The organism is Vannielia sp. ABF1_015, assembly GCF_056160745.1.
In genome coordinates this window covers 92,990-112,561 of record NZ_JBSWXT010000003.1, presented here as the reverse complement: position 1 = coordinate 112,561, position 19,572 = coordinate 92,990, and the positions used below count along the sequence as shown (strand labels likewise).

Genomic DNA, 19,572 nt, shown 5'->3' with positions numbered 1-19,572 from the left:
GGCGGGGGCTCAGCCCTTGCCGACGTTCTCTTCAAAGGCGGTTTTGAACGCCTCTTTCTGACTGTCGTTCGCCTCGGGTTGCTGCGCTTTCCACTCGTCGTAGGGCATGCCGTAAAACAGCTCGCGGGCCTCTTCCTTGCCCATCTCGATGCCGCGCTCGGCGGCGGCTTCCTGCATCCATCGCGACAGGCAGTTGCGGCAGAACCCGGCGAGATTCATCAGGTCGATGTTCTGCACATCCGTGCGCTTTTCCATCAGGTGCTTTTGCAAAGTCCGGAAGGCGGCGGCTTCAAGTTCGGTGCGGGTGGTGTCGTCCATGGGGGTCCTCCTTGTTGGGGTAGAGAATGGGCGTGGTCTCGTTGGAAGCAAGGGGTAAAGGCAGTTGGCTTGCCGTCATAGGAGGCAGGGGCGGCGCGGAAGACAGCTATGAGCCCTTTTTCCGATCTTCTGGGCTTCAGCTAGAGTCTGCTTCTAGGTGTTCAGTCCCGCAAAGCTGATCCGATGTTCAGTGCTGCGCTGGCAGGCACCTGCCAGCTACGTCGCCTTCTTGGGCCGGGTGTGAAAGCGCTATCTCCCCGATGCCTCCAGCGCCTCTTCCAGCAGCGGGGCTAACCGCGCGGCCCAGGCGGCTTGCTGGGCGTCGGTTTCGATCAGGTCTTGCCGAAGTTCGATGAGCACATTCGGGCGGCCGTGTTGCAGGGCGTGGCGATCGACCGCGTCGCCGGGCAGGTGGCCGCCGTAGGGTTCGTTATCGCCCACCACGAGGTCGGGCTCGCGGCGCAGGCGCGCGATAAGGGCGTGGGCGAGGGCCGGGTCGACATGGGAGTGCAGCACGCCGACTTGCCAAGGCCGGGCCGGGCGGCCCTTGAGCTTGGGGGTGAAGCTGTGGATCGAGCAGAGCACGGGGGCCTCGCGGGCGGCCAGCAGCTCGGTCAGCGCGTCGTGGTAGGGGAGGTAGCAGAGGGCCTTGCGGCGCTCCAGTTCGTCGGCCCCGGCGTGGCGGTTGCCGGGGATGATCGTGCCGTCATAGAGCTTCATCAGCAGGGTCGGGTCATCCTCTCCGCGGTTGGGGTCGATCACCAGCCGGGAGAAGTTTGAGCAGATCGCAGGCCCGCCCAGGTGCTCGGCCAGCGCAAGCGCAACACCGGCTGCACCGGGATCGAAGGCGATGTGGCGGGCCATGTCTTCGGCGGGCAGGCCAAGGCTGCCGCCGTTCACCTCGGCGGGCACAAAGTTTGTTGCGTGGTCACACGTTACGCACCAGCGCCCGGTGCGCTCGCGCCCGTGAAGGGAGTAGGGGTGATATGTCATGGCGGTGTTTTGATTTCGGGTCATGCTCTGATAGGCAAGAGGGGCGCGGGATACCAGAGCAACCAAGCAGTGCCCCCCCTTCCCGTTGCGCCGCTTTAGCGCTAACAGAGGGCAATCGAGATCAGGAGAGCCACGAGATGAAACGCAACCGAAACGTCAAAATCGTGGCCACGCTCGGCCCAGCCTCGGACACCTACGAGATGATCCGCAACCTGCATGAAGCCGGGGCTGACGTTTTTCGTCTGAACATGAGCCATGGCTCCCATGAAGAGATCAAGGCGCGCCACGAGATGATCCGCCAGGTGGAGCAGGATGTGGGCCGCCCGATTGCGATTCTGGCGGATCTTCAGGGCCCCAAGTTGCGCGTGGGCACCTTTGCGGGTGACAGCGAAGAGCTGGTGGAGGGTGCCAAGTTTCGCCTCGATCTGGACCCGACGGATGGCGATGCCAGTCGCGTTTGCCTGCCGCACAAGGAGATTTTTGACGCGTTGGAGCCGGGCTCTAGCCTGCTGGTCAACGACGGCAAGATCCGCCTGAAGGTGACGGAATGTGGCAGCGACTATGCCGATTGCGAGGTGATCGCCGGGGGCACCATCTCCAACCGCAAAGGGGTCAACGTGCCCGATGTGGTGCTGCCGCTGGCGGCACTATCGGAGAAAGACCTGAAAGACCTCGAGTTTGTCTGCGCCCTTGGCGTTGACTGGCTGGCGCTTTCTTTCGTGCAGCGCAAGGAAGACGTGCTTCAGGCGCGGGAGCTGGCCAAGGGCCGTGCCGCCATTCTCTCGAAGATCGAGAAGCCTGCCGCCGTGAAGGCGTTTGAAGAAATTCTTGAAGTTTCCGATGGCATCATGGTGGCGCGCGGCGATCTGGGCGTGGAGTTGCCGGTGCAGGCGGTGCCGCCGATCCAGAAGCGCCTTGTGCGCACTACCCGCTCTGCCGCCAAGCCGGTGATCGTGGCCACGCAGATGCTGGAAAGCATGATCGAAAGCCCGATGCCGACCCGCGCCGAGGTGTCGGACGTGTCGAACGCGATCTACGAGGGCACCGATGCGATCATGCTCAGTGCCGAGAGCGCGGCGGGCGATTATCCGATTGAAGCGGTGCGCATGATGGATGCGGTGGCGCAGGAGGTGGAGAGCGATCCGACCTATCGCAACGTGATCGAGGCGGCCCGCCGGATCGAGCGCTCGACTGTGGCCGATGGGATCGTGAGCGCCGCGCGCGAGATTGCCGAGGCCACCGACATCAAGGCCATCGCCTGCTTTACCCAGACCGGGACCACCGCCACTCTGGTGGCGCGGGAGCGCCCGGAGGTGCCGATCCTTGCGATGACCAACCACATCAGCACCGCCCGCCGGCTTGCCCTGACATGGGGCTGCACCTGCGCCATCACCGCCACGCTGGAGCGCTTCAAGCAGGCCGTGGTCAGCGGTGCCCGCGCTGCCCGCGAGCTGGGAATGGCCACCGAGGATGACCAGATTGTGGTGACCGCCGGTGTGCCCTTCAACGTGCCCGGCTCCACCAACATCCTGCGGGTCGCGCCCTGCGCCGAGCGCCTCATATTCCCCTCCGACCCGGAGTAACCCACCGTCGCCCTGCGGCCACGTCGGGCCGCCCTGAACTGGTTTCCGCGCGGAACAATTGATTTTCTGCGCGGGTGCCGGAATACTTGCCGCTAAGGCAAGGAAATGCAGTGCAGTTCAGGAGTGGGTTTGTGTATATCGACCCGGACGTCATTTTTGTGATCGGCATGGTCGTGGGGCTGCTAGCAGTCCCGGCGCTGATCGGCGCTTTCTCGGAAAGCCGGACACCGCGCGCGGCGGCGATCATGGTGCTGATCTCGGCGGGGCTGATCTCTGTTGCCGTCTTGCGCAAGCCGGGCGGCTACTCGCTGAGCACCGCGCCGGATGTGTTCATGAATGTGGTTTCCAGTATCGTGAACTAGAAGGCCGCGGCGAAAAGCCCTTCGGTTGCCGCCCAGGCCCGCGCGGTGGCACGGGCGTCAAACTGCTTGCCGCCTGCCTTGTCCTGCGCCTTCGGGTTGGTAAAGGCATGGCCCACACCGCCCATTGCGAGGATTTGCCAATCGGCCTCGGCGGCATCCAGCTCTTTTGACAGGGCCAGCACATCTTCGGGCGTGGCCAGCGGATCATCCCAGCCGTGCAGCGCCAGAACGCTGGCGGTGATGCGCGGCGCAACGGGCCATGTGGGCGCATCGAAGAGGCCATGAAAGCTGGCAACGGCCTTCACATCCGGCTCGCCCATCCGCGCCAGATCGAGCACGCATTTGCCGCCAAAGCAAAAGCCGATGGCCCCGTGCTGGCCGTTGGTCACGCCCGAGCCGCGCATCCAGTCGAGGGCGGCCCCGATGCGGCGGCGCAATTCGCCCCGGTCGGCGTTGAGGCCGTTCATCAGGCTGCGGCAGTCTTCCGGGCTTTCGGGCGCACGGCCATAGGTGTCGGCGACGAAGGCGGCATAGCCCATTGAGGCAAGCCGCTCGGCGGCGTCCATCTCCACCGGGCTGCGCCATGCGATGGAGTGAAAGATCAGCACGCCGGGGCGGGGGGACGACTGGGACGGGTCGGTGACAATCGTGCCGTGAAAGCCGTCGTAGGTTTGGTCGAGCTGCTGCATGGCGCGGGCCTTTCTGCGAGGTCGGATCGGGGCGCAGGGTGGCTGCACCGGTGGGCGGTGTGAAGGGGCCAGAATTTCCTTGCCAGCCGGAGGATTCGCCCCTATACGGCGCTTCTCACGCATGGGCGGGCCGAAAGCGGCATGCCTACCCGTGCCAATATGACCACTTCGATGGAGATGGCAAATGCCCAAGATGAAGACGAAATCGAGCGCCAAAAAGCGCTTCAAGGTGACGGCCTCCGGCCGCGTGAAGGCAGGCCAGGCTGGCAAGCGTCACGGCATGATCAAGCGTAGCAACAAGTTCATCCGCGACGCCCGCGGCATGGTTGTTATGAGCGAAGCCGACGAGAAAATCGTCAAGAAATTCATGCCCTACGCGCGCTAAGGAGAGCCCCAGATGTCTCGTACCAAAGGCGGCACCGTCGCCCATTCCCGCCACAAGAAGGTGATCAAGGCCGCAAAGGGCTATTACGGTCGCCGGTCCACCAACTTCAAAACCGCCACTCAGGCTGTCGACAAGGCGAACCAATACGCCACGCGCGACCGCAAGAACCGCAAGCGCCAGTTCCGCGCGCTGTGGATCCAGCGGATCAACGCCGCCGTGCGCGCCCATGACGAAGCGCTGACCTACTCGCGCTTCATCAACGGCCTGTCGCTGGCCGGCATTGAGGTAGACCGCAAAGTGCTGGCCGACCTCGCCGTGCATGAGCCGGAAGCTTTCGGCGGTATCGTCGAAAAGGCGAAAGCCGCGCTGGCCTGAGGCCCGCGAAGAGAAATCTGAAAGGGCCGTCCTTCGGGGCGGCCTTTTTGCATTCGGGGCCTGCTCGTCCGCCCTTCGAAGGCGTCCTCGCGGGGTGCGGGCGAAGAGGCGGGGCGCGTGCGAAGAGACGGCAGAGCCGTGGATGAGCCTGCGCAACAAGTGCGGCGCGGCCACAGGCGCAGGCAAATCCGAGCAATGCTCGCAAATCTGTATTAAAGCCGGCGCTTATGTGGTGAATTTGGGGCCAAGGCGGCCGTCAGAGCCGCAGCATATGTGAGGCAGGTGCGAAGAGGCCAATGGCGTCGATTTCGCTGACACTTCAATTCGTGAACGGCGATCCGGCAACGTCAGGTAAAGGGATCAACCTGACAACACAGCAGGAGCCGAACGCGGTTTTCGAGGAACCTTCGGGAGAGTTTTCGCTCTCCACGGTGGCCAGTTAAGATGTGCTTGTCATCAACGGTGTCAGCTACGAGTACGAATACCTCGGCTCCGGCGAAATTCGTGGCAATCCCGATAACGCGGCGGCCTTCATCCGCATCACCTCCGGCCCACCGGGGGCGGAGTATGAGGCGGGCAGCACCTTTGCCATCGACCTGACAGACCGGGACGACCCGGATTATCCAAACCTGCCCAACGGCTCCACATCGCTGAAGGTGTCAGACCTCGATGCGGAGACCGAAACGGAATTTCCCTGCTTTGCGGCGGGCACCCGGCTCGAAACCGAGGCCGGGCTTTGCGAGGTGGAATTTTTGCAGCCCGGTATGAAGCTGCGCACGCGGGATAACGGCTGGCAGGTTATCCGCTGGGTTGGCGGCAGCCGGGTGAGCGGGCAGGGCGCTCTTGCGCCGGTGGTGATCGAGGCGGGGGCGCTGGGCGATCATGGCCGCCTCGTGGTGTCGCCCAACCACAGGATGCTGGTGGGCGGCTGGCGCGCTGAGTTGCTCTTTGGCGAGCCCGAAGCGCTGGTGGCCGCGAAGGCGCTGGTGGATGGCACCGCGATCCGCTTCGTGCCCTGCTGCACAGTCTCCTATTACCATGTGCTTCTGGATGCGCATGAGGTGGTTTATGCCGAGGGCGCGCAGACCGAGAGCTTTTATCCCGGTGAGGTGGGCGCAGAGGCCCTCACCGAGGCCGCGCGGGAAGAGATTGAGGCGATCTTCCCGGGGCTGCTGGCCGGGCACAGGCCCTATGGCGCGCTCGCCCGCCCCGAGCTTCGGCGCTACGAGGCGGCGCTGATCGCGGCCTGAGCCGCCATGTAAAGCCCCATGCCCAGCATCATCAGATTTTCGGTCAGCGATACGAACCCCAGCGGCACGTTGGAGCCACCGCCCATGCAGGCGCATTTCAACTCGTGCTTGTCGATGTAAACAGCCTTGATGACCGAGACCGCGCCGATGCCGCCGATGATGATGGCGATGGGCGCTGCCAGCCATGTGGCGATGCCCGCGAGCATCAGGAGGCCAGCGGCGGCTTCGAGGAAGGGGTAGGCATAGGCATATTCCACCCGGCGGCGGGCCAGCAGGTCATAGCCGAGGAACATGGTCGAAAAGCTCTCGACGTCGCGCAGCTTTTGGAAGGCGAGGATGCACATGGCGATGGCAATGATGGGCACGAGCGCGGCGGCAGTGATTGCTCCGGTCGCCAGCCATGACACGGCAAGCCCCATCAGCGCGGCGAGGGCGAAGGTGGCGATGACCGGCTGGTAGGTGGTGGCGTTTTCGTCGCGCAGGGGGATGCCGAAGAAGGCGCGCAGATCATCATAGCCGCCAATGCGCTCGGTGCCGATCCAGGTTTGCGGGGTGGTCTCGACGCCGTGCTCGTGGATGAAGGCGTCGGTCTCTTCGCGGGTTTCCAGCGGGTGGTCTTCCACGTCATAGCCCCAGCGTTCGAGCATTGCCTTGGACTTCAGGCCAAAGGGGCAGAGGTGATCGGGCGTGGCCATGCGATAGAGGCGGGCCTTGGCTTTTGCCTGATCGCGCGGTGGCGCGCGGCGATCCGTGATGTCGGGGGTCATTCCGGGCGGGCTGGCTTGGGCGTGCATGGGCTTTCCTTTGAGGAGGACAACGAGGGCGGCCATCATGGGGTTCCGTCAGGGCGGCAAGGCGCGGCAACTCCCGCCCTACGGCTTGCACCCCCACGCGCACCGCTATAGGCAAGCGGCGGTGCAAAGGAGGCCCCGCTGATGGACGAGCTGCGCGGAAAATACATCGAGGCGATTGCCGGAGCTGCCGACGAAGCGGCGCTGGAAGATCTGCGGCTGCAGGCCGTTGGCAAGAAGGGCGAAGTGAGCCTGAAAATGCGCGAGCTGGGCAAGATGACCCCGGAAGAGCGCCAAGTGGCCGGCCCCGCGCTGAACGCGCTGAAGGATGAGATCAACGCCGCGCTGGCCGCCCGCAAGATGGCGCTGGCCGATGCTGCGCTCGACGAGCGGCTGAAGGCCGAGTGGCTGGATGTGACGCTGCCCTCGCGCCCGCGCCGCCAAGGCACGATCCACCCGGTGAGCCAAGTGACGGAGGAGGTCACCGCGATCTTTGCCGACATGGGCTTTGCCGTGGCCGAAGGCCCCCAGATCGAGACCGATTGGTACAACTTCGACGCGCTGAACATCCCCGGCCACCACCCGGCGCGGGCGGAGATGGACACCTTCTACATGGCCCGCGAAGAGGGCGACAATCGCCCGCCGCATGTACTGCGCACCCACACCAGCCCGGTGCAGATCCGCTCGATGGAAGCGGGCGGCGCGCCGACGCGGATCATCTGCCCCGGCCGGGTCTATCGCGCGGATTACGACCAGACGCATACGCCGATGTTCCACCAGGTCGAGGGCCTTGCGATCGACAAGGATATCTCGATGGCCAACCTCAAATGGGTGCTGGAAGAGTTCTTCACCGCCTATTTCGGCACCAGCGTGAAAACCCGCTTCCGCGCCAGCCACTTCCCTTTCACCGAGCCTTCGGCGGAGGTGGATATTCAGTGCAGCTTCGAGGGCGGCACGGTGAAGGTGGGCGAGGGCGACGACTGGCTTGAAGTGCTCGGCAGCGGAATGGTGCATCCGCATGTGCTCAAATCCGCCGGGGTGGACCCGGAAGAGTGGCAGGGCTTCGCCTTCGGCATCGGAATCGACCGGCTGGCGATGCTGAAATACGGCATCCCCGACCTGCGCGCCTTCTTCGAGAGCGACCTGCGCTGGCTGCGGCATTACGGCTTTGCGGCGCTGGATGTGCCCACGCTGCATGCGGGCGTGTCGCGCTAGGCTGGCCGGATAGTGGGCAGATTGCCCGCCCTACACAAACGAAAGAGGGCGCGGCGATATCCAGCCCCCTGGAACATCGCCGCGCCCACGCTTTTGCCCCCACCCGAATGTTACTCGGGCAGAAAACCCTTCACGAAGGCCATCGAATCTTGGTCGATCACATCCATGATGGTTCCACGTGCAAGGCTGACCGCCTTCGCATCAAGCACCGGCACGGCCAGAGCGGCGGCGGCGGTGAGTGTCAGCACGACAAGCACGGGAAATCGTGCTCCGCCGGCTGCGGATTTGAAAATGGTTTGCATCTGCTCGTCCTTGCACTGTCCGCGTGCCGGTTTTCCGGCTTACACGGGTCTCTTGTTGCGCCCCGTTTTCGGGTGTCGCAGCGTCAGTTAGCGCGGCAAAAGCGGCGAGATCTGGGCGAGTTTTAGGTAATTTTGCAGAAACAGTTCTGCCGCAGGTGGTGGCATTGTTTCCACTCCGAAACGAGAGTCGCCCCGCCCTGCGGCCGGAAACGAGGGAAAGCGGCCGAAGGGCAGGGCGGTGGCGGGCGCCGGAGGGGCGCCCTAGTTTGTGGCGTTCTTGTCCTCGGAGCGCAGCCCGGGGATCAGATCGGCCACCGGCGTGTTCCACAGGCGGGCCGGGTTCATCCGGCAGAGAGCGCGGTTCAGCTCGATGTTATCGGTCAACTGACGGCATGTTGTGCCGCCCGCACCATCTGGCGAGTTGGAAATGAAGCCGAGCCCGATGAGCACAAGCACAGCAATCGCAAGTGGGCGGAGAAAACCACCAAGGGAGTCGAGAACGGACGAAAGCATGGTACCCCCAATATTCGTCAAGTGAATCGGCCCCCACCGGTTCACGGTCTTGATAGGGCTTAATTGTGGCAAAACTTGGGCAAACGCGGCGGGTTTGTGTCGATGCTGCAAGGAAGTTACAGGGGGAGCGACCTGAGAAAAGGAGCCTGTGCGATGAAGCTGTTTCGCCACGAGAATCGCGAGAGAAACCATGATACGCGCCGTATTTATGCGCTTTACGAGCTGGCCTACACGCTGGTGGATTTCGGCGCGGCGGCCTGCTTTTTGATCGGTTCGGTGCTGTTTTTCTGGCCCGCCTGGGAAACGCCCGGCGTCTGGCTCTTTACCATCGGCTCGCTGCTGTTTTTCGCCAAGCCCGCGATCCGGCTGGCGCGGGAGGTGAAGCTGCTGCGCATGGGCAAGTATGAAACGCTGGCAGAGCGGATGGAGCGTTAGGGCAGGTGGCACGCTCGCAGCACGCCCGGACAGACCTGAAAGCGCGGCTGGCGCGGCTGCGGCTCTGGGTGCGCCATCATGTGCGGCCCGGGTGGCGGGCGGTTGTGGGGGTGCTGTTGGTCTGCGGCGGGCTGCTGGGGTTTTTGCCGGTGCTGGGGTTCTGGATGATCCCGCTCGGCATTGCCGTGGCCGCGCTTGATCTGCGCCCCCTCTGGCGGCGTTGGCGCGGGCGGCGCTGAACCCGGCTTGCCCTTTTCCCCCCCACGCCATTGCGCTAAGACCCGCGCAAACCCCCGACACGGCGGATAAGGACGACCCGATGAAATTCACCCTGAGCTGGCTCAAGGAACACCTCGAAACCGAGTCCCCCCTTGACGATATCCTCGAAGCGCTGACCGATCTCGGCCTTGAGGTGGAGGGGGTCGAAGACCCGGCCTCCCGGCTTGAGGCCTTTACCATCGGCAAGGTGCTCGCCGCCGAGAAGCACCCCGATGCCGACCGGCTGAAGGTGTGTCAGGTGGCCACCGATGAGGGTGAGAAGCAGATCATCTGCGGCGCGCCCAATGCGCGCGAGGGGATCACCGTGGTGGTCGCCAAGCCGGGCACCTATGTGCCGGGGATCGACACGACAATTCAGGTGGGCAAGATCCGGGGGATCGAGAGCCACGGGATGATGGCTTCCGAGCGCGAGATGGAGCTTTCGGACGAGCACGATGGCATCATCGAACTGGAGAGCGGCGAAGTGGGTGACAAGTTCACCGATTGGCTCGCGGCCAACCGCCCCGAGGCGGTGGACCCGGTGATCGAGATCGCTATCACCCCCAACCGCCCCGATGCGCTGGGCGTGCACGGCATTGCCCGTGACCTCGCGGCGCGGGGGCTGGGCACCCTGAAGCCGCTCACCGCCCACACGATCGAGGGCAAGTTTGAGAGCCCGGTGAAGGTGCGCATCGCCGAAGACACGGCAGACGGCTGCCACGTGTTTCAGGGCCGCTACATCAAGGGCGTCAAGAACGGCCCCTCGCCGGAGTGGCTGCAAAAGAAGCTGCGCGCCATCGGGCTGCGCCCGATTTCCGCGCTGGTCGATATCACCAACTACTTCACCCACGACCGCAACCGCCCGCTGCACGTGTTTGACGGTGGCAAGGTGACCGGCGATCTGCTCATCCACCGCGCCAAGGGCGGCGAGGAGCTGCTGGCGCTGGACGGCAAGACCTATGCCATGCCCGAGGGCGCAATGGTGTTCTCAGACGATAAGGGCGTGGAGAGCATCGGCGGGATCATGGGCGGCGAGGAGTCTGGCTGCACCGAGGAGACCACGGATGTGATCCTTGAGGCGGCCTATTGGGACTTCGTGCAGATCGCGCTGACGGGCCGGGCGCTGAAGATCAACTCCGACGCGCGCTATCGCAACGAGCGCGGGATTGATCCGGGCTACAACCGGCAGGCGGTGGATGACGCCGCGGCGATGATCATCGAGCTTTGTGGCGGCGAGCCCTCCGAGCTGATCGAGGCCGGGCAGGTGCCCGATGTGAGCCGGGCCTACAAGCTGCGCCCCCAGCGGATCGAGAGCCTAGTGGGAATGGAAATTCCCGAAGCCACGCAACGCGCCTCGCTGGAGGCGCTGGGCTTCGTGATGGATGGCGATATGGCGCAGGTGCCAAGCTGGCGGCCGGATGTGAAGGGCGAGGCGGATCTTGTGGAAGAAGTCGCCCGCATCGCTTCGCTGACCGGGCTGGTGGGCAAGCCGATGCCGCGCGTCTCTGCCGGTGTGCCCGAGGCGATCCTGACCGAAAGCCAGCAGCGCGAGCGGATTGCGCGGCGGACGATTGCGGCGCTAGGGTACAATGAATGTGTGACCTACAGCTTCATTGATGAGGCGACGGCCAAGCTCTTCAACGGTGGCGAGGCTGCGACCAAGCTGGAAAACCCGATCTCCTCCGAGATGAGCCATATGCGCCCCGCGTTGCTGCCCGGGCTGTTGCAGGCGGCGGCTCGCAACCAGGCGCGCGGCTTTGCCGATATGGCGCTGTTCGAGGTGGGTGCGGCCTTCCACGGCGGCGAGCCGGGCGAGCAGCACATGCTGGCCACTGGCCTTCTGGTGGGCGCAACCGGCCCGCGTGACAGCTTTGGCGCACGCCGCGACGTGGATGTTTACGATGCCAAGGCGGATTGCGAGGCGGTTCTGGCGGCCCTCGGTGCGCCCGAGCGCGTGCAGTTTCGCCGCGAGGCGAGCGACTGGTGGCACCCGGGGCGCTCTTCGGTGATGGCGCTGGGCAAGAATGTGCTGGCCGTCTTTGGCGAGATCCACCCCCGCATCCTGCGCGAGATGGATGTGAAGGGCCCGGCGGTGGGCTTCACCATCTGGCCGCAGGCGGTGCCGGCGAAGAAGGCCAAGGGCGCTTCACGCGGGGCGGTGGTGATGGCCGATTTGCAGGCCGTGGAGCGCGATTTTGCCTTTGTTGTCGACGAGGGCGTGGCCGCGATGGACCTGATCAATGCCGCACGCGGGGCCGACAAGGCGCTGATCGAAGAGGTGCGCCTGTTTGACCAGTTCATCGGCGGCAGCCTCGGTGAGGGCAAGAAGAGCCTTGCGATCACCGTGCGGATGCAGCCCACGGGCAAGACCCTGACCGATGAAGATATCGCAGGCGTTGCCACCAAGGTGGTGGAGAAGGTCAGCAAGGCCACCGGCGGCGCGCTGCGCGGGTGAGACGCTGGCGCTGGGGATTGGTGGCGGCTGTCGCTGCCGCCGACCTGCTTGCATGGCCCCACCTGCTACGCCGTGACGTGAGCGTGGAGTGCCTGCCCGAGATGGTGGTGCGCAGCGGCCTGCTGGATGGGGCCGGGCCCGAGGGCGTGGTGCACGAGCTGCCCGGCGTGCGCGCCACATGGCACCTCTCCGGGCCGGGCAGCCTTTCAAACCAAGGGATCGAAACCGAGGCGGGGCTGGTGCCATGGCGGGCCGAACATGCCCGCCAGCTGTGCCATGAGGGCCTGCCCTGCGCCCTGAAGGTCGAAAGCGAGAGCCGCTTTGCGCTGCTCTGGGTCGAACCGGCGGAGCAGGGCTATGCCGGGGCGTTGGTGGTGCAAGATTCGGCGGACCGGCGGGTTACTTTTTCGGGCCGCGCCGAGGAGACTGCCGAAGGGGCAGCCTGCGCCGCGCTGGCGGGATGGTTCGCCTTTGCCCGGACAGAGCTCGCGCCGCCGGGCTGACCAGCCAAGAAATCTCGAAAAAGCATGGAACCCGCGCCGCTGTTCGCGCGTTTGAAACCCAATTGGTTTCAAGGAGGCCCATTATGGCCCGATTATCGGTGGCGACGATTTGCGCCGCCCTGCTGGCTACGCCAGCCCCGGCCTGCGATATCTCGCTGCCGCTGGCCGAAGGCATGTTTGCCGATCTCGACGCGCCGCTCGATCAGCTGACAAGCCTGCCCTCGGGGGCCGGGGCGTTTGAGTACCTCAATGAAAACTACCTCGACACCATTCACCTGACCCACAATGGCAAGACCTACGCCTGGACGGCCAAGAACACCGCGGCCACCTGTGCCCGGACCGGCGGCAAACGCACATGCCGCGTGGTGGCCGATAGTGAGACCCGCTTTGGCAAGATCACCCTTGCGCGTGAAGCCAAGGGCACGGCCACCCGCTATCGCTACCGGCTGCTGATGGTGGAGGGGCGGCGGCATGTGCGGCTGTTTCCGCGCCCTGCGGCGACCCGGCTCTCGGCGGCCTGCAACCTCATGCAATCGGTCGACAGCTTCCGCCGCACATGGATGCACCGGTAGGCGCGATTGAGCCGGGCGAAGACGCCTTGAAGGGCGGATGAGCCAGCCCTTTGGCCGCTCATCCACGCCTTTGGCATCTCTTCGCCTCAGCCCTCGCGCGGGGGCACGTTGAGCCCGGCCTGCACGGCGGGGCGCGCCTTGAAGCGCTCGATATAGGCGGTGACGTTCTTGCGCTCGGGCAGGCCAACCAGCTCTTCCGCACCATAGAACTCCAGCCCCATCAGCCACGGAACGATGGCCATATCGGCGATGGAGTATTCACCCGCCACCCAGTTCTTGCCCTCAAGCGCGCCGTCGAGCACGCCGAGCAGGCGCTTGGCCTCACCGATGAAGCGCTCGCGGGGGCGCGGGTCTTCGATCTGGCTTCCGGCGAACTTCACAAAGTAGCCGAGCTGCCCCAGCATCGGGCCAAGCCCGCCCATCTGCCACATCAGCCATTGGTTGACGATATGCTTGCCGGTGCTGCTCTCGCCATAAAACTTGCCCGTCTTCTCAGCGAGATAGATCAGGATTGCCCCGCTCTCCCACAGCGCCAGCGGCTCGCCGCCCGGGCCGTCTGGGTCGATGATGGCGGGGATCTTGTTGTTGGGGTTCAGGCTGAGAAACTCGGGGCTCTTCACGTCCTTGTCGGACACCGTCACCCGATGCGCCTCATAGGCCAGGCCCATCTCTTCCAGCGCGATGCCGATCTTGCGGCCATTCGGCGTGGGGAAGGAAAACAGCTGCAGCTTGGACGGGTCTTCGACCGGCCAGCGCTTGGTGACGTTGAAGTTTGAAAGGTCTGTCATTCGGCATGTCCCTGAAATGTTGCTTTCGGGCTACGTAGCGTCACCGACGCATAAAAAAAGCTGAAATTGTGGCAAATGTTGTTTAAAAGCCCGCCAGCCTCGGTGGGGCTGTTAAACAGTGCGCTAACACGTGCGAGAGGGACCAAGGACATGATGAAAGAATTCAAGGACTTCATTGCCAAGGGCAATGTGATGGACATGGCGGTGGGTATCATTATCGGTGCTGCCTTTACCGCGATCGTCAGCTCGATGGTGGCCGATCTGATCAACCCGATCATCGGCCTCTTCACTGGAGGGCTCGACTTTACCAACAACTACGCCGTGCTGAGCGGCGACGTGGCCGAGGGCACCTCGCTGGAAGCCGCGCGTGAGGCCGGGGCTAACGTGTTTGCATGGGGCAGCTTCGTGATGGCCGTGATCAACTTCCTGATCATCGCTTTCGTGGTCTTCATGCTGGTGCGCTACGTCAACAAGGTGAAGGCGATGGCCGAGAAGCCCGAGGAAGTGGCCCCCGAAGTGGAAAGCGGCCCCTCCGAGCTGGACGTGCTGCTCGAAATCCGGGACTCGCTGAAAAAGGGCTGATCCGGTTTGATCTGACGGAAAGGGGCGCTCTGCGGGGCGCCCTTTTTTGTGCCCGGAGTTTCGGTGTGCCACGGTATGCAATGGGGCGGTTTTGCCGCAGTCGGGTGTTCACGCTTTCGTGTTACCCAAGCGTCACGTTGTGGATGGTTTTGGAGGACACACCATGGGGGCACAGATGGGCGCACGGCCCGTATTCATCCTTCTCGGCCCGCCCGGCGCGGGCAAGGGCACGCAGGCGCGGCGGCTGGAGGAGCGCTTTGGCTTGGTTCAGCTTTCGACCGGCGATCTGCTGCGCGCGGCGGTGGCTGCGGGCACCGAAGCGGGCCGCGCGGCCAAGGCGGTGATGGAGGCTGGCGGGCTGGTGAGTGACCAGATCGTTCTGGATATCCTCGCCGACCGGCTGGCCGAGCCGGATGTGGCGGGCGGTGTGATCCTCGATGGGTTTCCGCGCACCACGGTGCAGGCCGAGGCGCTGGATGCGATGCTGGCCGCACGCGGAGAGCGGGTGACAGGGGCGATCTCGATGGAGGTTGACGATGCCGCCATGGTCGCACGGATTGCCGGGCGCTTTACCTGCGGGGCCTGCGGTGAGGGCTACCATGACAGCTTCAAACCCACCGCGGTGGAGGGCGTGTGCGATGCCTGCGGCGGCACCGAGATGAAGCGCCGCGCTGATGATAAGGCCGAGACCGTGGCCGCACGGCTGGAGGCCTACCACGCCCAGACCGCACCGCTCATTGGCTACTATGCCGGGCAAGGCGTTTTGGACCGGGTGGATGCAATGGGCGAGATCGACGCGGTAACGGCATCGCTGACCGCTCTTGTCGAGCGGATGCGCGCCCCGGCCCAAGTCTGACCGCAGCGCAAAAAAAGGGGCGGCACCCTTGCGGGGCCGCCCTTCAAGTTTGCCATTTCTGGCAGGGAGAGTTCAGATGTCTGCGATATCGGCGCGGCTCAGCCCGATGTCGTCCAGCTCGCGGTTGCTGAGCTTGGAGAGCGCCTTGCGGGTGATGCGGCGATCGTTCCAGTCGGCGATAACGCCGGCGGGGCGGGTGAGGAAGTGGGCGAGCTTACCGGCGAGAGTGCTGCCGGAGGCGCGGGCGGTCGGGTCAAAGAAATATGCCATCGGGGTTTTCCTTATAGGCGCGGATCGGGGAGGGGCGGTTTTGTAACCGCTGCATTCTGAGGCTCAATTAGAAGCGGATTGCTCATTTAACAAGCGCAGTTAAAACATGCCCGCCATGCAATTTGTGCATGGGTCATGTAATTCGTAACCACTTGGAAACTCTTGTGAAATTTCCGTGACAGGGTGGTGCAGAAAGTGCCGTTTCCGCCCCTTGGGGCGTCGTTTTCCGCCCGGTTGCCCGGCGCGGCCCACCGCATTCCCGCTTGGGATTGTTCACGTTTCGTGCTAATCGGTTAAAAAGCGCTGCGAATTGCGGGCATGTGAGAGGGCGAGCATGAGGATAATCGGGGTCGATCCGGGCCTGCGCAACCTTGGGTGGGGCGTGATCGAGGCCGAGGGCAGCCGCATGATTCATGTCGCCAACGGGATTTGCCAGAGTGACGCCGCCGCGCCGCTCGCCACGCGCCTGCAATCGCTTTTCCGCGCCTTGAGCGCCATCATCACCGAATACGCCCCTGAGGCGGCCGCCATCGAGGAAACCTTCGTCAACCGCGATGGGCAGGGCACGCTGAAGCTGGGCCAGGCCCGGGGCGTGGCGCTGCTGGCGCTGGCCGAGGCCGGATTGGCCCCGGGCGAATACGCCCCCAACACCGTGAAGAAGGCGGTGGTCGGCACTGGACATGCCGCCAAGGGGCAGATTGCCCATATGGTGGCGCATTACTTTCCGGGCGCGAAGGTGGCAGGTGCCGATGCCGCCGATGCGCTGGCCATTGCCATTTGCCATTCGCACCATTCCGGCCCGGGCGCTGCCAAGCTGGCCGCTGCGCTGAGGGCGGCAGGATGATCGGGCGGATCGCAGGGCGGCTGGATTATCGGGCTTCCGATCACGTGCTGATCGACGTGCGCGGCGTGGGCTATCTGGTTTACGTCTCCGAGCGGACGCTGGCCGCGCTGCCCGGCCCCGGCGAGGCGGTGGCGCTTTATACCGACCTGTTGGTGCGCGAGGACAACCTGCAACTCTTCGGCTTTCCGACCCTGCTGGAAAAGGAATGGCACCGGCTGCTGACCTCCGTGCAGGGCGTTGGCGCGAAGGTTTCGCTCGCAATTCTCGGCACGTTGGGGCCGGAGGGCGTGGGCCGGGCGATTACGCTGGGCGACGCGGCGGCGGTAAAATCGGCACCGGGCGTGGGGCCGAAGCTGGCGGCACGGGTGGTGAACGAGCTGAAGGAAAAAGCCGCCGCCGTCATGGCGATGGGCAGCTTTGGAGGCGGCGCGCTCTCGCCAGAGACGGTGGAAGTTGTGGAGGCCGATGCGCCTGTTGCCACCCCCGCGGCCGCCTCGGCACCCGTGGCGAGCGGCAGGGCAGAGGCGCAGGCCGATGCGCTATCGGCACTGGTCAACCTCGGCTACGGGCAGAGCGAGGCGGCACAGGCGGTGGCGCAGGTGGAGGGCGAAGACTCCGGCGCCCTGATCCGCGCGGCGCTGAAGCTGCTGGCGCCGAAGGGCTGATATGGCAGAACCGGACCCAACCCTGCGCCCCGAGCCGCGCGAAGAGGATGCCGCATCGGGCGCGCTGCGGCCCGAGAGCCTTGATGACTTCACCGGTCAGGCGGAGGCGCGGGCAAACCTGAAGGTGTTCATCGAAAGCGCCAAGCGGCGCGGGCAAGCGATGGATCACACGCTGTTTCACGGCCCCCCCGGCCTTGGCAAGACGACGCTGGCGCAGATCATGGCAAAGGAACTCGGCGTCGGCTTTCGCATGACCTCCGGGCCGGTGCTGGCGCGGGCGGGCGACCTTGCGGCGATCCTCACCAACCTCGAGCCGCGCGATGTGCTCTTCATCGACGAGATCCACCGGATGAACCCGGTGGTGGAAGAGGTGCTCTACCCGGCGATGGAAGATTTCGCGCTCGATCTCGTCATCGGCGAGGGGCCTGCGGCGCGCTCGGTGCGGATCGAGCTGGAGCCCTTCACACTGGTGGGCGCCACCACGCGGCTGGGGCTGCTGCAAACGCCGCTTCGCGACCGTTTCGGCATTCCGACGCGGCTGAACTTTTATACCGTGGACGAGCTGCACAGCATCACCATGCGCGGGGCGCGGATGCTGAAGATCGCTTGCGAGGAAGACGGCGCACGCGAGATTGCGGCCCGCTCACGGGGCACGCCGCGCATTGCCGGGCGGTTGCTGCGGCGGGTGGTGGATTTTGCGCTGGTCGAGGGTGACGGGCGGATCACCAAGGCGATTGCCGATGGTGCGCTGACCCGGCTGGGGGTGGACAAGCTGGGGCTCGACGGGGCCGACCGGCGCTACCTGAGCCTCATTGCAGAGGCCTATCAGGGCGGGCCGGTGGGGGTGGAAACGCTCTCTGCCGCGCTCTCCGAGAGCCGGGACGCGATTGAAGAGGTGATCGAGCCCTACCTGCTGCAACAGGGGCTGATCCAGCGCACCCCGCGCGGGCGAATGCTGGCGCAACGGGCGTGGAGCCACCTCGGCCTTGCCGCGCCGCGCGGGCCGGGCGACCTGTTTGAGTAACCGCGCCGCCTTGCTGCGACGCGCAGGCTTTGGCACAACCGGGCCATGAGCCCAGACGACATTGCCCGCCTCTTCACCCGCACCGACGGGACTTATCATTTCGCCCGCTGGGAGCGACCCATCGTGCCCATCGTCTTCGGTGTCGAAGATGAAACGCTTGGCGTGGTGAAAGGCGCCTGCGAAGCCGTTGTTGCGATGGCGGGCCACAAGATGGCCGAGATGGACAATGAGCAGGGGGCCAACCTGTTTTTCTTCTTCTTTCGCGAATGGGAAGAGCTGCTGGCGGTGCCCGACCTTGGCGGGATGATCCCGGGTCTGGAGGCCCTTGTGGAGCGGCTGGAGAAGGCCGGGGCCTCGTCTTACCGGGCGTTTCGCTTTGAGACGGCGGGGGCCATTCGGGCGGGGTTTGTCTTTGTGCGGATGGATGAGGCGAACCGCGCGCTCTCAGCGGAGGCGCTGGCGCTGAACCAGATGGCGCGGGTGATGCTTGACTGGGGCGAGGGGGCCTTTGCCGGGGCGTCGCCGCTGGCGCTGGCCAAGGGGCGGGCGGTGCTGCGGCCCGAGATCGCGGAGGTGATCGTAGCGGCCTATGATCCGGTGATGCCGGCGGTGGCCCATGACCCCAGCCACGCCCTGCGACTGGCCGCGAGGGTGGGGCGATGAGCCATCTGTTCCCCTGCGAGGTCTATTATGAAGACACCGACCTGTCGGGCTTTGTTTACCACGCCAACTACCTGAAATTCATCGAGCGCGCCCGCTCAGCTTGGGTCGCCGGGCTTGGGGTGGATCAGAACGCGATGCGCGAGGCCGGGCTGGTGTTTGCCGTGCGGCGGATCGAGGCGGATTTTCTGGCCCCCGCGCGGCTGGGCGACGCATTGGAGGTAGAAACTCGCGTGGCCAGCCAGACGGCGGCGCGGATGGTGCTGGCGCAGCGGGTGTTGCGGGGCGGCGTGGCGCTGTTTGAGGCGCAGGTGACGCTCGTGGCAATGGGCACCGGCGGGCGACCTGTGCGGCTACCCGAGGCGCTGCGCGGGGCCTGAGAGGGCCAACCGGGGCTCAACTCATCGGGGCGGGGCCGTAGCAGCGGATATGCAGGTGGGTGCAGCGGGGCGGCGACCAATCGGTGCGATCCCAGCAATAGGCCTCGCCACCGTCAATCAGCCGCAGGATCCACACCACAGGCTCGCCCGCGTCAGTTGTCCGCTGCTCGCCGTGCAGAAACATGGTGATGGAGCCATCATCACTTTCCAGCACGTCATAGACGCCCTGCTGATCAATCTCGCCAAGATAGTTTGTCATCGGGCCGCGCCAGTCGAACCACGAGGTTTTGCGGGCCGCATCGAAGGTAATGCTGTGGGGGTTCTCGTCGCAGTGCATCCCTGTGACATCGGGAAAGGCCCATGTGTTGGCGGCGAGATGGGCGAAGATATCGCGCGGCAAGGGACGCTCGGGTGTTTGGGCCAGAGCGGCGCCGGTGGTGAGACAGGCCAGAAGGGTAAGGAGGGGGCGATGCATGGGCGCGAGCCTAGCCTGCGCGCCGCCGG

Annotated in this window: 27 protein-coding genes; 18 read left to right on the top strand and 9 right to left on the bottom strand. The window is 65.0% G+C overall.

Annotation, left to right across the window (positions count from 1 at the left end):
• Positions 1–9 precede the first annotated feature (9 nt).
• Both ACXAG6_RS17800 and ACXAG6_RS17795 read right to left on the bottom strand, forming a co-directional pair.
• Positions 10–318: a DUF1244 domain-containing protein gene (locus tag ACXAG6_RS17800; RefSeq protein ID WP_475339214.1), complete on the bottom strand. Its 309-nt coding sequence runs from the start codon at positions 316–318 to the stop codon at positions 10–12.
• Positions 319–567: 249 nt separating this feature from the next.
• Complete coding sequence (locus tag ACXAG6_RS17795) at positions 568–1,311, bottom strand: N-formylglutamate amidohydrolase (protein ID WP_475339512.1); 744 nt, start codon at positions 1,309–1,311, stop codon at positions 568–570.
• A gap of 137 nt (positions 1,312–1,448) precedes the next feature.
• Between ACXAG6_RS17795 and pyk the strand changes: the two genes are divergently transcribed.
• Together pyk and ACXAG6_RS17785 are read left to right on the top strand one after the other, a co-directional pair.
• The gene (pyk, locus tag ACXAG6_RS17790; RefSeq protein WP_140015492.1) at positions 1,449–2,894 is read left to right on the top strand and encodes a pyruvate kinase; all 1,446 of its coding nucleotides are present in this window, start codon (positions 1,449–1,451) and stop codon (positions 2,892–2,894) included.
• A gap of 131 nt (positions 2,895–3,025) precedes the next feature.
• The gene (locus ACXAG6_RS17785; protein WP_254695363.1) at positions 3,026–3,256 is read left to right on the top strand and encodes a hypothetical protein; all 231 of its coding nucleotides are present in this window, start codon (positions 3,026–3,028) and stop codon (positions 3,254–3,256) included.
• Here ACXAG6_RS17785 and ACXAG6_RS17780 read toward each other — a convergent pair.
• Positions 3,253–3,945: a dienelactone hydrolase family protein gene (locus ACXAG6_RS17780; RefSeq protein WP_475339212.1), complete on the bottom strand. Its 693-nt coding sequence runs from the start codon at positions 3,943–3,945 to the stop codon at positions 3,253–3,255. The genes ACXAG6_RS17785 and ACXAG6_RS17780 overlap by 4 nt on opposite strands.
• A gap of 184 nt (positions 3,946–4,129) precedes the next feature.
• Between ACXAG6_RS17780 and rpmI the strand changes: the two genes are divergently transcribed.
• The 3 genes from rpmI to ACXAG6_RS17765 all read left to right on the top strand — a co-directional run bounded on the left by rpmI (position 4,130) and on the right by ACXAG6_RS17765 (position 5,955).
• Positions 4,130–4,330, top strand: coding sequence for a 50S ribosomal protein L35 (gene rpmI / locus ACXAG6_RS17775; protein ID WP_140015490.1), 201 nt, complete (start codon positions 4,130–4,132; stop codon positions 4,328–4,330).
• A 12-nt stretch (positions 4,331–4,342) separates the two neighbouring features.
• Positions 4,343–4,705, top strand: coding sequence for a 50S ribosomal protein L20 (gene rplT, locus ACXAG6_RS17770; protein WP_140015489.1), 363 nt, complete (start codon positions 4,343–4,345; stop codon positions 4,703–4,705).
• A gap of 446 nt (positions 4,706–5,151) precedes the next feature.
• The gene (locus ACXAG6_RS17765; protein ID WP_475339211.1) at positions 5,152–5,955 is read left to right on the top strand and encodes a Hint domain-containing protein; all 804 of its coding nucleotides are present in this window, start codon (positions 5,152–5,154) and stop codon (positions 5,953–5,955) included.
• Here ACXAG6_RS17765 and ACXAG6_RS17760 read toward each other — a convergent pair.
• Positions 5,928–6,749, bottom strand: a complete 822-nt coding sequence (locus tag ACXAG6_RS17760; protein WP_475339209.1) for a MauE/DoxX family redox-associated membrane protein — start codon at positions 6,747–6,749, stop codon at positions 5,928–5,930. The genes ACXAG6_RS17765 and ACXAG6_RS17760 overlap by 28 nt on opposite strands.
• Positions 6,750–6,890: 141 nt before the next feature.
• Here ACXAG6_RS17760 and pheS point away from each other — a divergent pair, with 141 nt between their 5' ends.
• Positions 6,891–7,961, top strand: a complete 1,071-nt coding sequence (gene pheS, locus ACXAG6_RS17755; protein WP_140015487.1) for a phenylalanine--tRNA ligase subunit alpha — start codon at positions 6,891–6,893, stop codon at positions 7,959–7,961.
• 110 nt (positions 7,962–8,071) lie between these two features.
• Here pheS and ACXAG6_RS17750 read toward each other — a convergent pair whose 3' ends face one another.
• Both ACXAG6_RS17750 and ACXAG6_RS17745 read right to left on the bottom strand, forming a co-directional pair.
• Positions 8,072–8,263 carry a hypothetical protein gene (locus ACXAG6_RS17750; RefSeq protein WP_475339207.1) on the bottom strand — a complete coding sequence of 64 codons (192 nt, stop codon included), beginning with the start codon at positions 8,261–8,263 and terminating at the stop codon, positions 8,072–8,074.
• Positions 8,264–8,524: 261 nt separating this feature from the next.
• Positions 8,525–8,776, bottom strand: a complete 252-nt coding sequence (locus ACXAG6_RS17745; RefSeq protein WP_140015485.1) for a hypothetical protein — start codon at positions 8,774–8,776, stop codon at positions 8,525–8,527.
• 153 nt (positions 8,777–8,929) lie between these two features.
• Between ACXAG6_RS17745 and ACXAG6_RS17740 the strand changes: the two genes are divergently transcribed.
• The 5 genes from ACXAG6_RS17740 to ACXAG6_RS17720 all read left to right on the top strand — a co-directional run bounded on the left by ACXAG6_RS17740 (position 8,930) and on the right by ACXAG6_RS17720 (position 12,999).
• A complete protein-coding gene (locus ACXAG6_RS17740; RefSeq protein WP_475339206.1) occupies positions 8,930–9,211 on the top strand; it encodes a YrhK family protein in 282 nt (93 codons plus the stop codon).
• 5 nt (positions 9,212–9,216) lie between these two features.
• A complete protein-coding gene (locus tag ACXAG6_RS17735) occupies positions 9,217–9,450 on the top strand; it encodes a hypothetical protein (RefSeq protein WP_475339205.1) in 234 nt (77 codons plus the stop codon).
• A gap of 80 nt (positions 9,451–9,530) precedes the next feature.
• Complete coding sequence (gene pheT / locus ACXAG6_RS17730) at positions 9,531–11,924, top strand: phenylalanine--tRNA ligase subunit beta (RefSeq protein ID WP_475339203.1); 2,394 nt, start codon at positions 9,531–9,533, stop codon at positions 11,922–11,924.
• Positions 11,925–11,944: 20 nt separating this feature from the next.
• Positions 11,945–12,427, top strand: a complete 483-nt coding sequence (locus ACXAG6_RS17725; protein WP_475339202.1) for a hypothetical protein — start codon at positions 11,945–11,947, stop codon at positions 12,425–12,427.
• 83 nt (positions 12,428–12,510) lie between these two features.
• Positions 12,511–12,999 carry a hypothetical protein gene (locus ACXAG6_RS17720; RefSeq protein WP_475339201.1) on the top strand — a complete coding sequence of 163 codons (489 nt, stop codon included), beginning with the start codon at positions 12,511–12,513 and terminating at the stop codon, positions 12,997–12,999.
• A gap of 86 nt (positions 13,000–13,085) precedes the next feature.
• On the opposite strand, the gene ACXAG6_RS17715 is transcribed toward ACXAG6_RS17720, so the two are convergent.
• A complete protein-coding gene (locus ACXAG6_RS17715) occupies positions 13,086–13,787 on the bottom strand; it encodes a glutathione S-transferase family protein (RefSeq protein ID WP_475339200.1) in 702 nt (233 codons plus the stop codon).
• Positions 13,788–13,937: 150 nt separating this feature from the next.
• Here ACXAG6_RS17715 and mscL point away from each other — a divergent pair, with 150 nt between their 5' ends.
• A complete protein-coding gene (gene mscL, locus ACXAG6_RS17710; RefSeq protein ID WP_475339198.1) occupies positions 13,938–14,369 on the top strand; it encodes a large conductance mechanosensitive channel protein MscL in 432 nt (143 codons plus the stop codon).
• A 163-nt stretch (positions 14,370–14,532) separates the two neighbouring features.
• Complete coding sequence (locus ACXAG6_RS17705; RefSeq protein ID WP_475339197.1) at positions 14,533–15,225, top strand: adenylate kinase; 693 nt, start codon at positions 14,533–14,535, stop codon at positions 15,223–15,225.
• Between the two features lie 72 nt (positions 15,226–15,297).
• On the opposite strand, the gene ACXAG6_RS17700 is transcribed toward ACXAG6_RS17705, so the two are convergent.
• Positions 15,298–15,495, bottom strand: coding sequence for a DUF1127 domain-containing protein (locus tag ACXAG6_RS17700; protein WP_140015477.1), 198 nt, complete (start codon positions 15,493–15,495; stop codon positions 15,298–15,300).
• 334 nt (positions 15,496–15,829) lie between these two features.
• On the opposite strand from ACXAG6_RS17700, the gene ruvC reads away from it, so the two are divergent.
• Genes ruvC through ybgC form a run of 5 tightly spaced genes read left to right on the top strand, consistent with a single transcriptional unit; the run spans position 15,830 to position 19,068 of the window.
• Positions 15,830–16,339 (top strand): crossover junction endodeoxyribonuclease RuvC, encoded by a 510-nt coding sequence (ruvC, locus tag ACXAG6_RS17695; protein WP_475339196.1) that lies wholly within the window; start codon positions 15,830–15,832, stop codon positions 16,337–16,339.
• Positions 16,336–17,004 carry a Holliday junction branch migration protein RuvA gene (ruvA, locus tag ACXAG6_RS17690; protein ID WP_475339194.1) on the top strand — a complete coding sequence of 223 codons (669 nt, stop codon included), beginning with the start codon at positions 16,336–16,338 and terminating at the stop codon, positions 17,002–17,004. Before ruvC ends, ruvA begins: the two co-directional genes overlap by 4 nt.
• Position 17,005: 1 nt before the next feature.
• On the top strand, positions 17,006–18,028 hold the full coding sequence (gene ruvB, locus ACXAG6_RS17685) for a Holliday junction branch migration DNA helicase RuvB (protein WP_140015474.1): 1,023 nt from the start codon (positions 17,006–17,008) through the stop codon (positions 18,026–18,028).
• A 45-nt stretch (positions 18,029–18,073) separates the two neighbouring features.
• The gene (locus ACXAG6_RS17680) at positions 18,074–18,691 is read left to right on the top strand and encodes a hypothetical protein (protein WP_475339193.1); all 618 of its coding nucleotides are present in this window, start codon (positions 18,074–18,076) and stop codon (positions 18,689–18,691) included.
• Entirely contained in the window at positions 18,688–19,068 is a 381-nt protein-coding gene (gene ybgC, locus ACXAG6_RS17675) for a tol-pal system-associated acyl-CoA thioesterase (RefSeq protein ID WP_475339192.1), read from the top strand. The genes ACXAG6_RS17680 and ybgC overlap by 4 nt, the downstream gene beginning before the upstream one ends.
• 16 nt (positions 19,069–19,084) lie before the next feature.
• Here ybgC and ACXAG6_RS17670 read toward each other — a convergent pair whose 3' ends face one another.
• Positions 19,085–19,543, bottom strand: coding sequence for a hypothetical protein (locus ACXAG6_RS17670; RefSeq protein WP_475339190.1), 459 nt, complete (start codon positions 19,541–19,543; stop codon positions 19,085–19,087).
• Positions 19,544–19,572 lie beyond the last annotated feature (29 nt).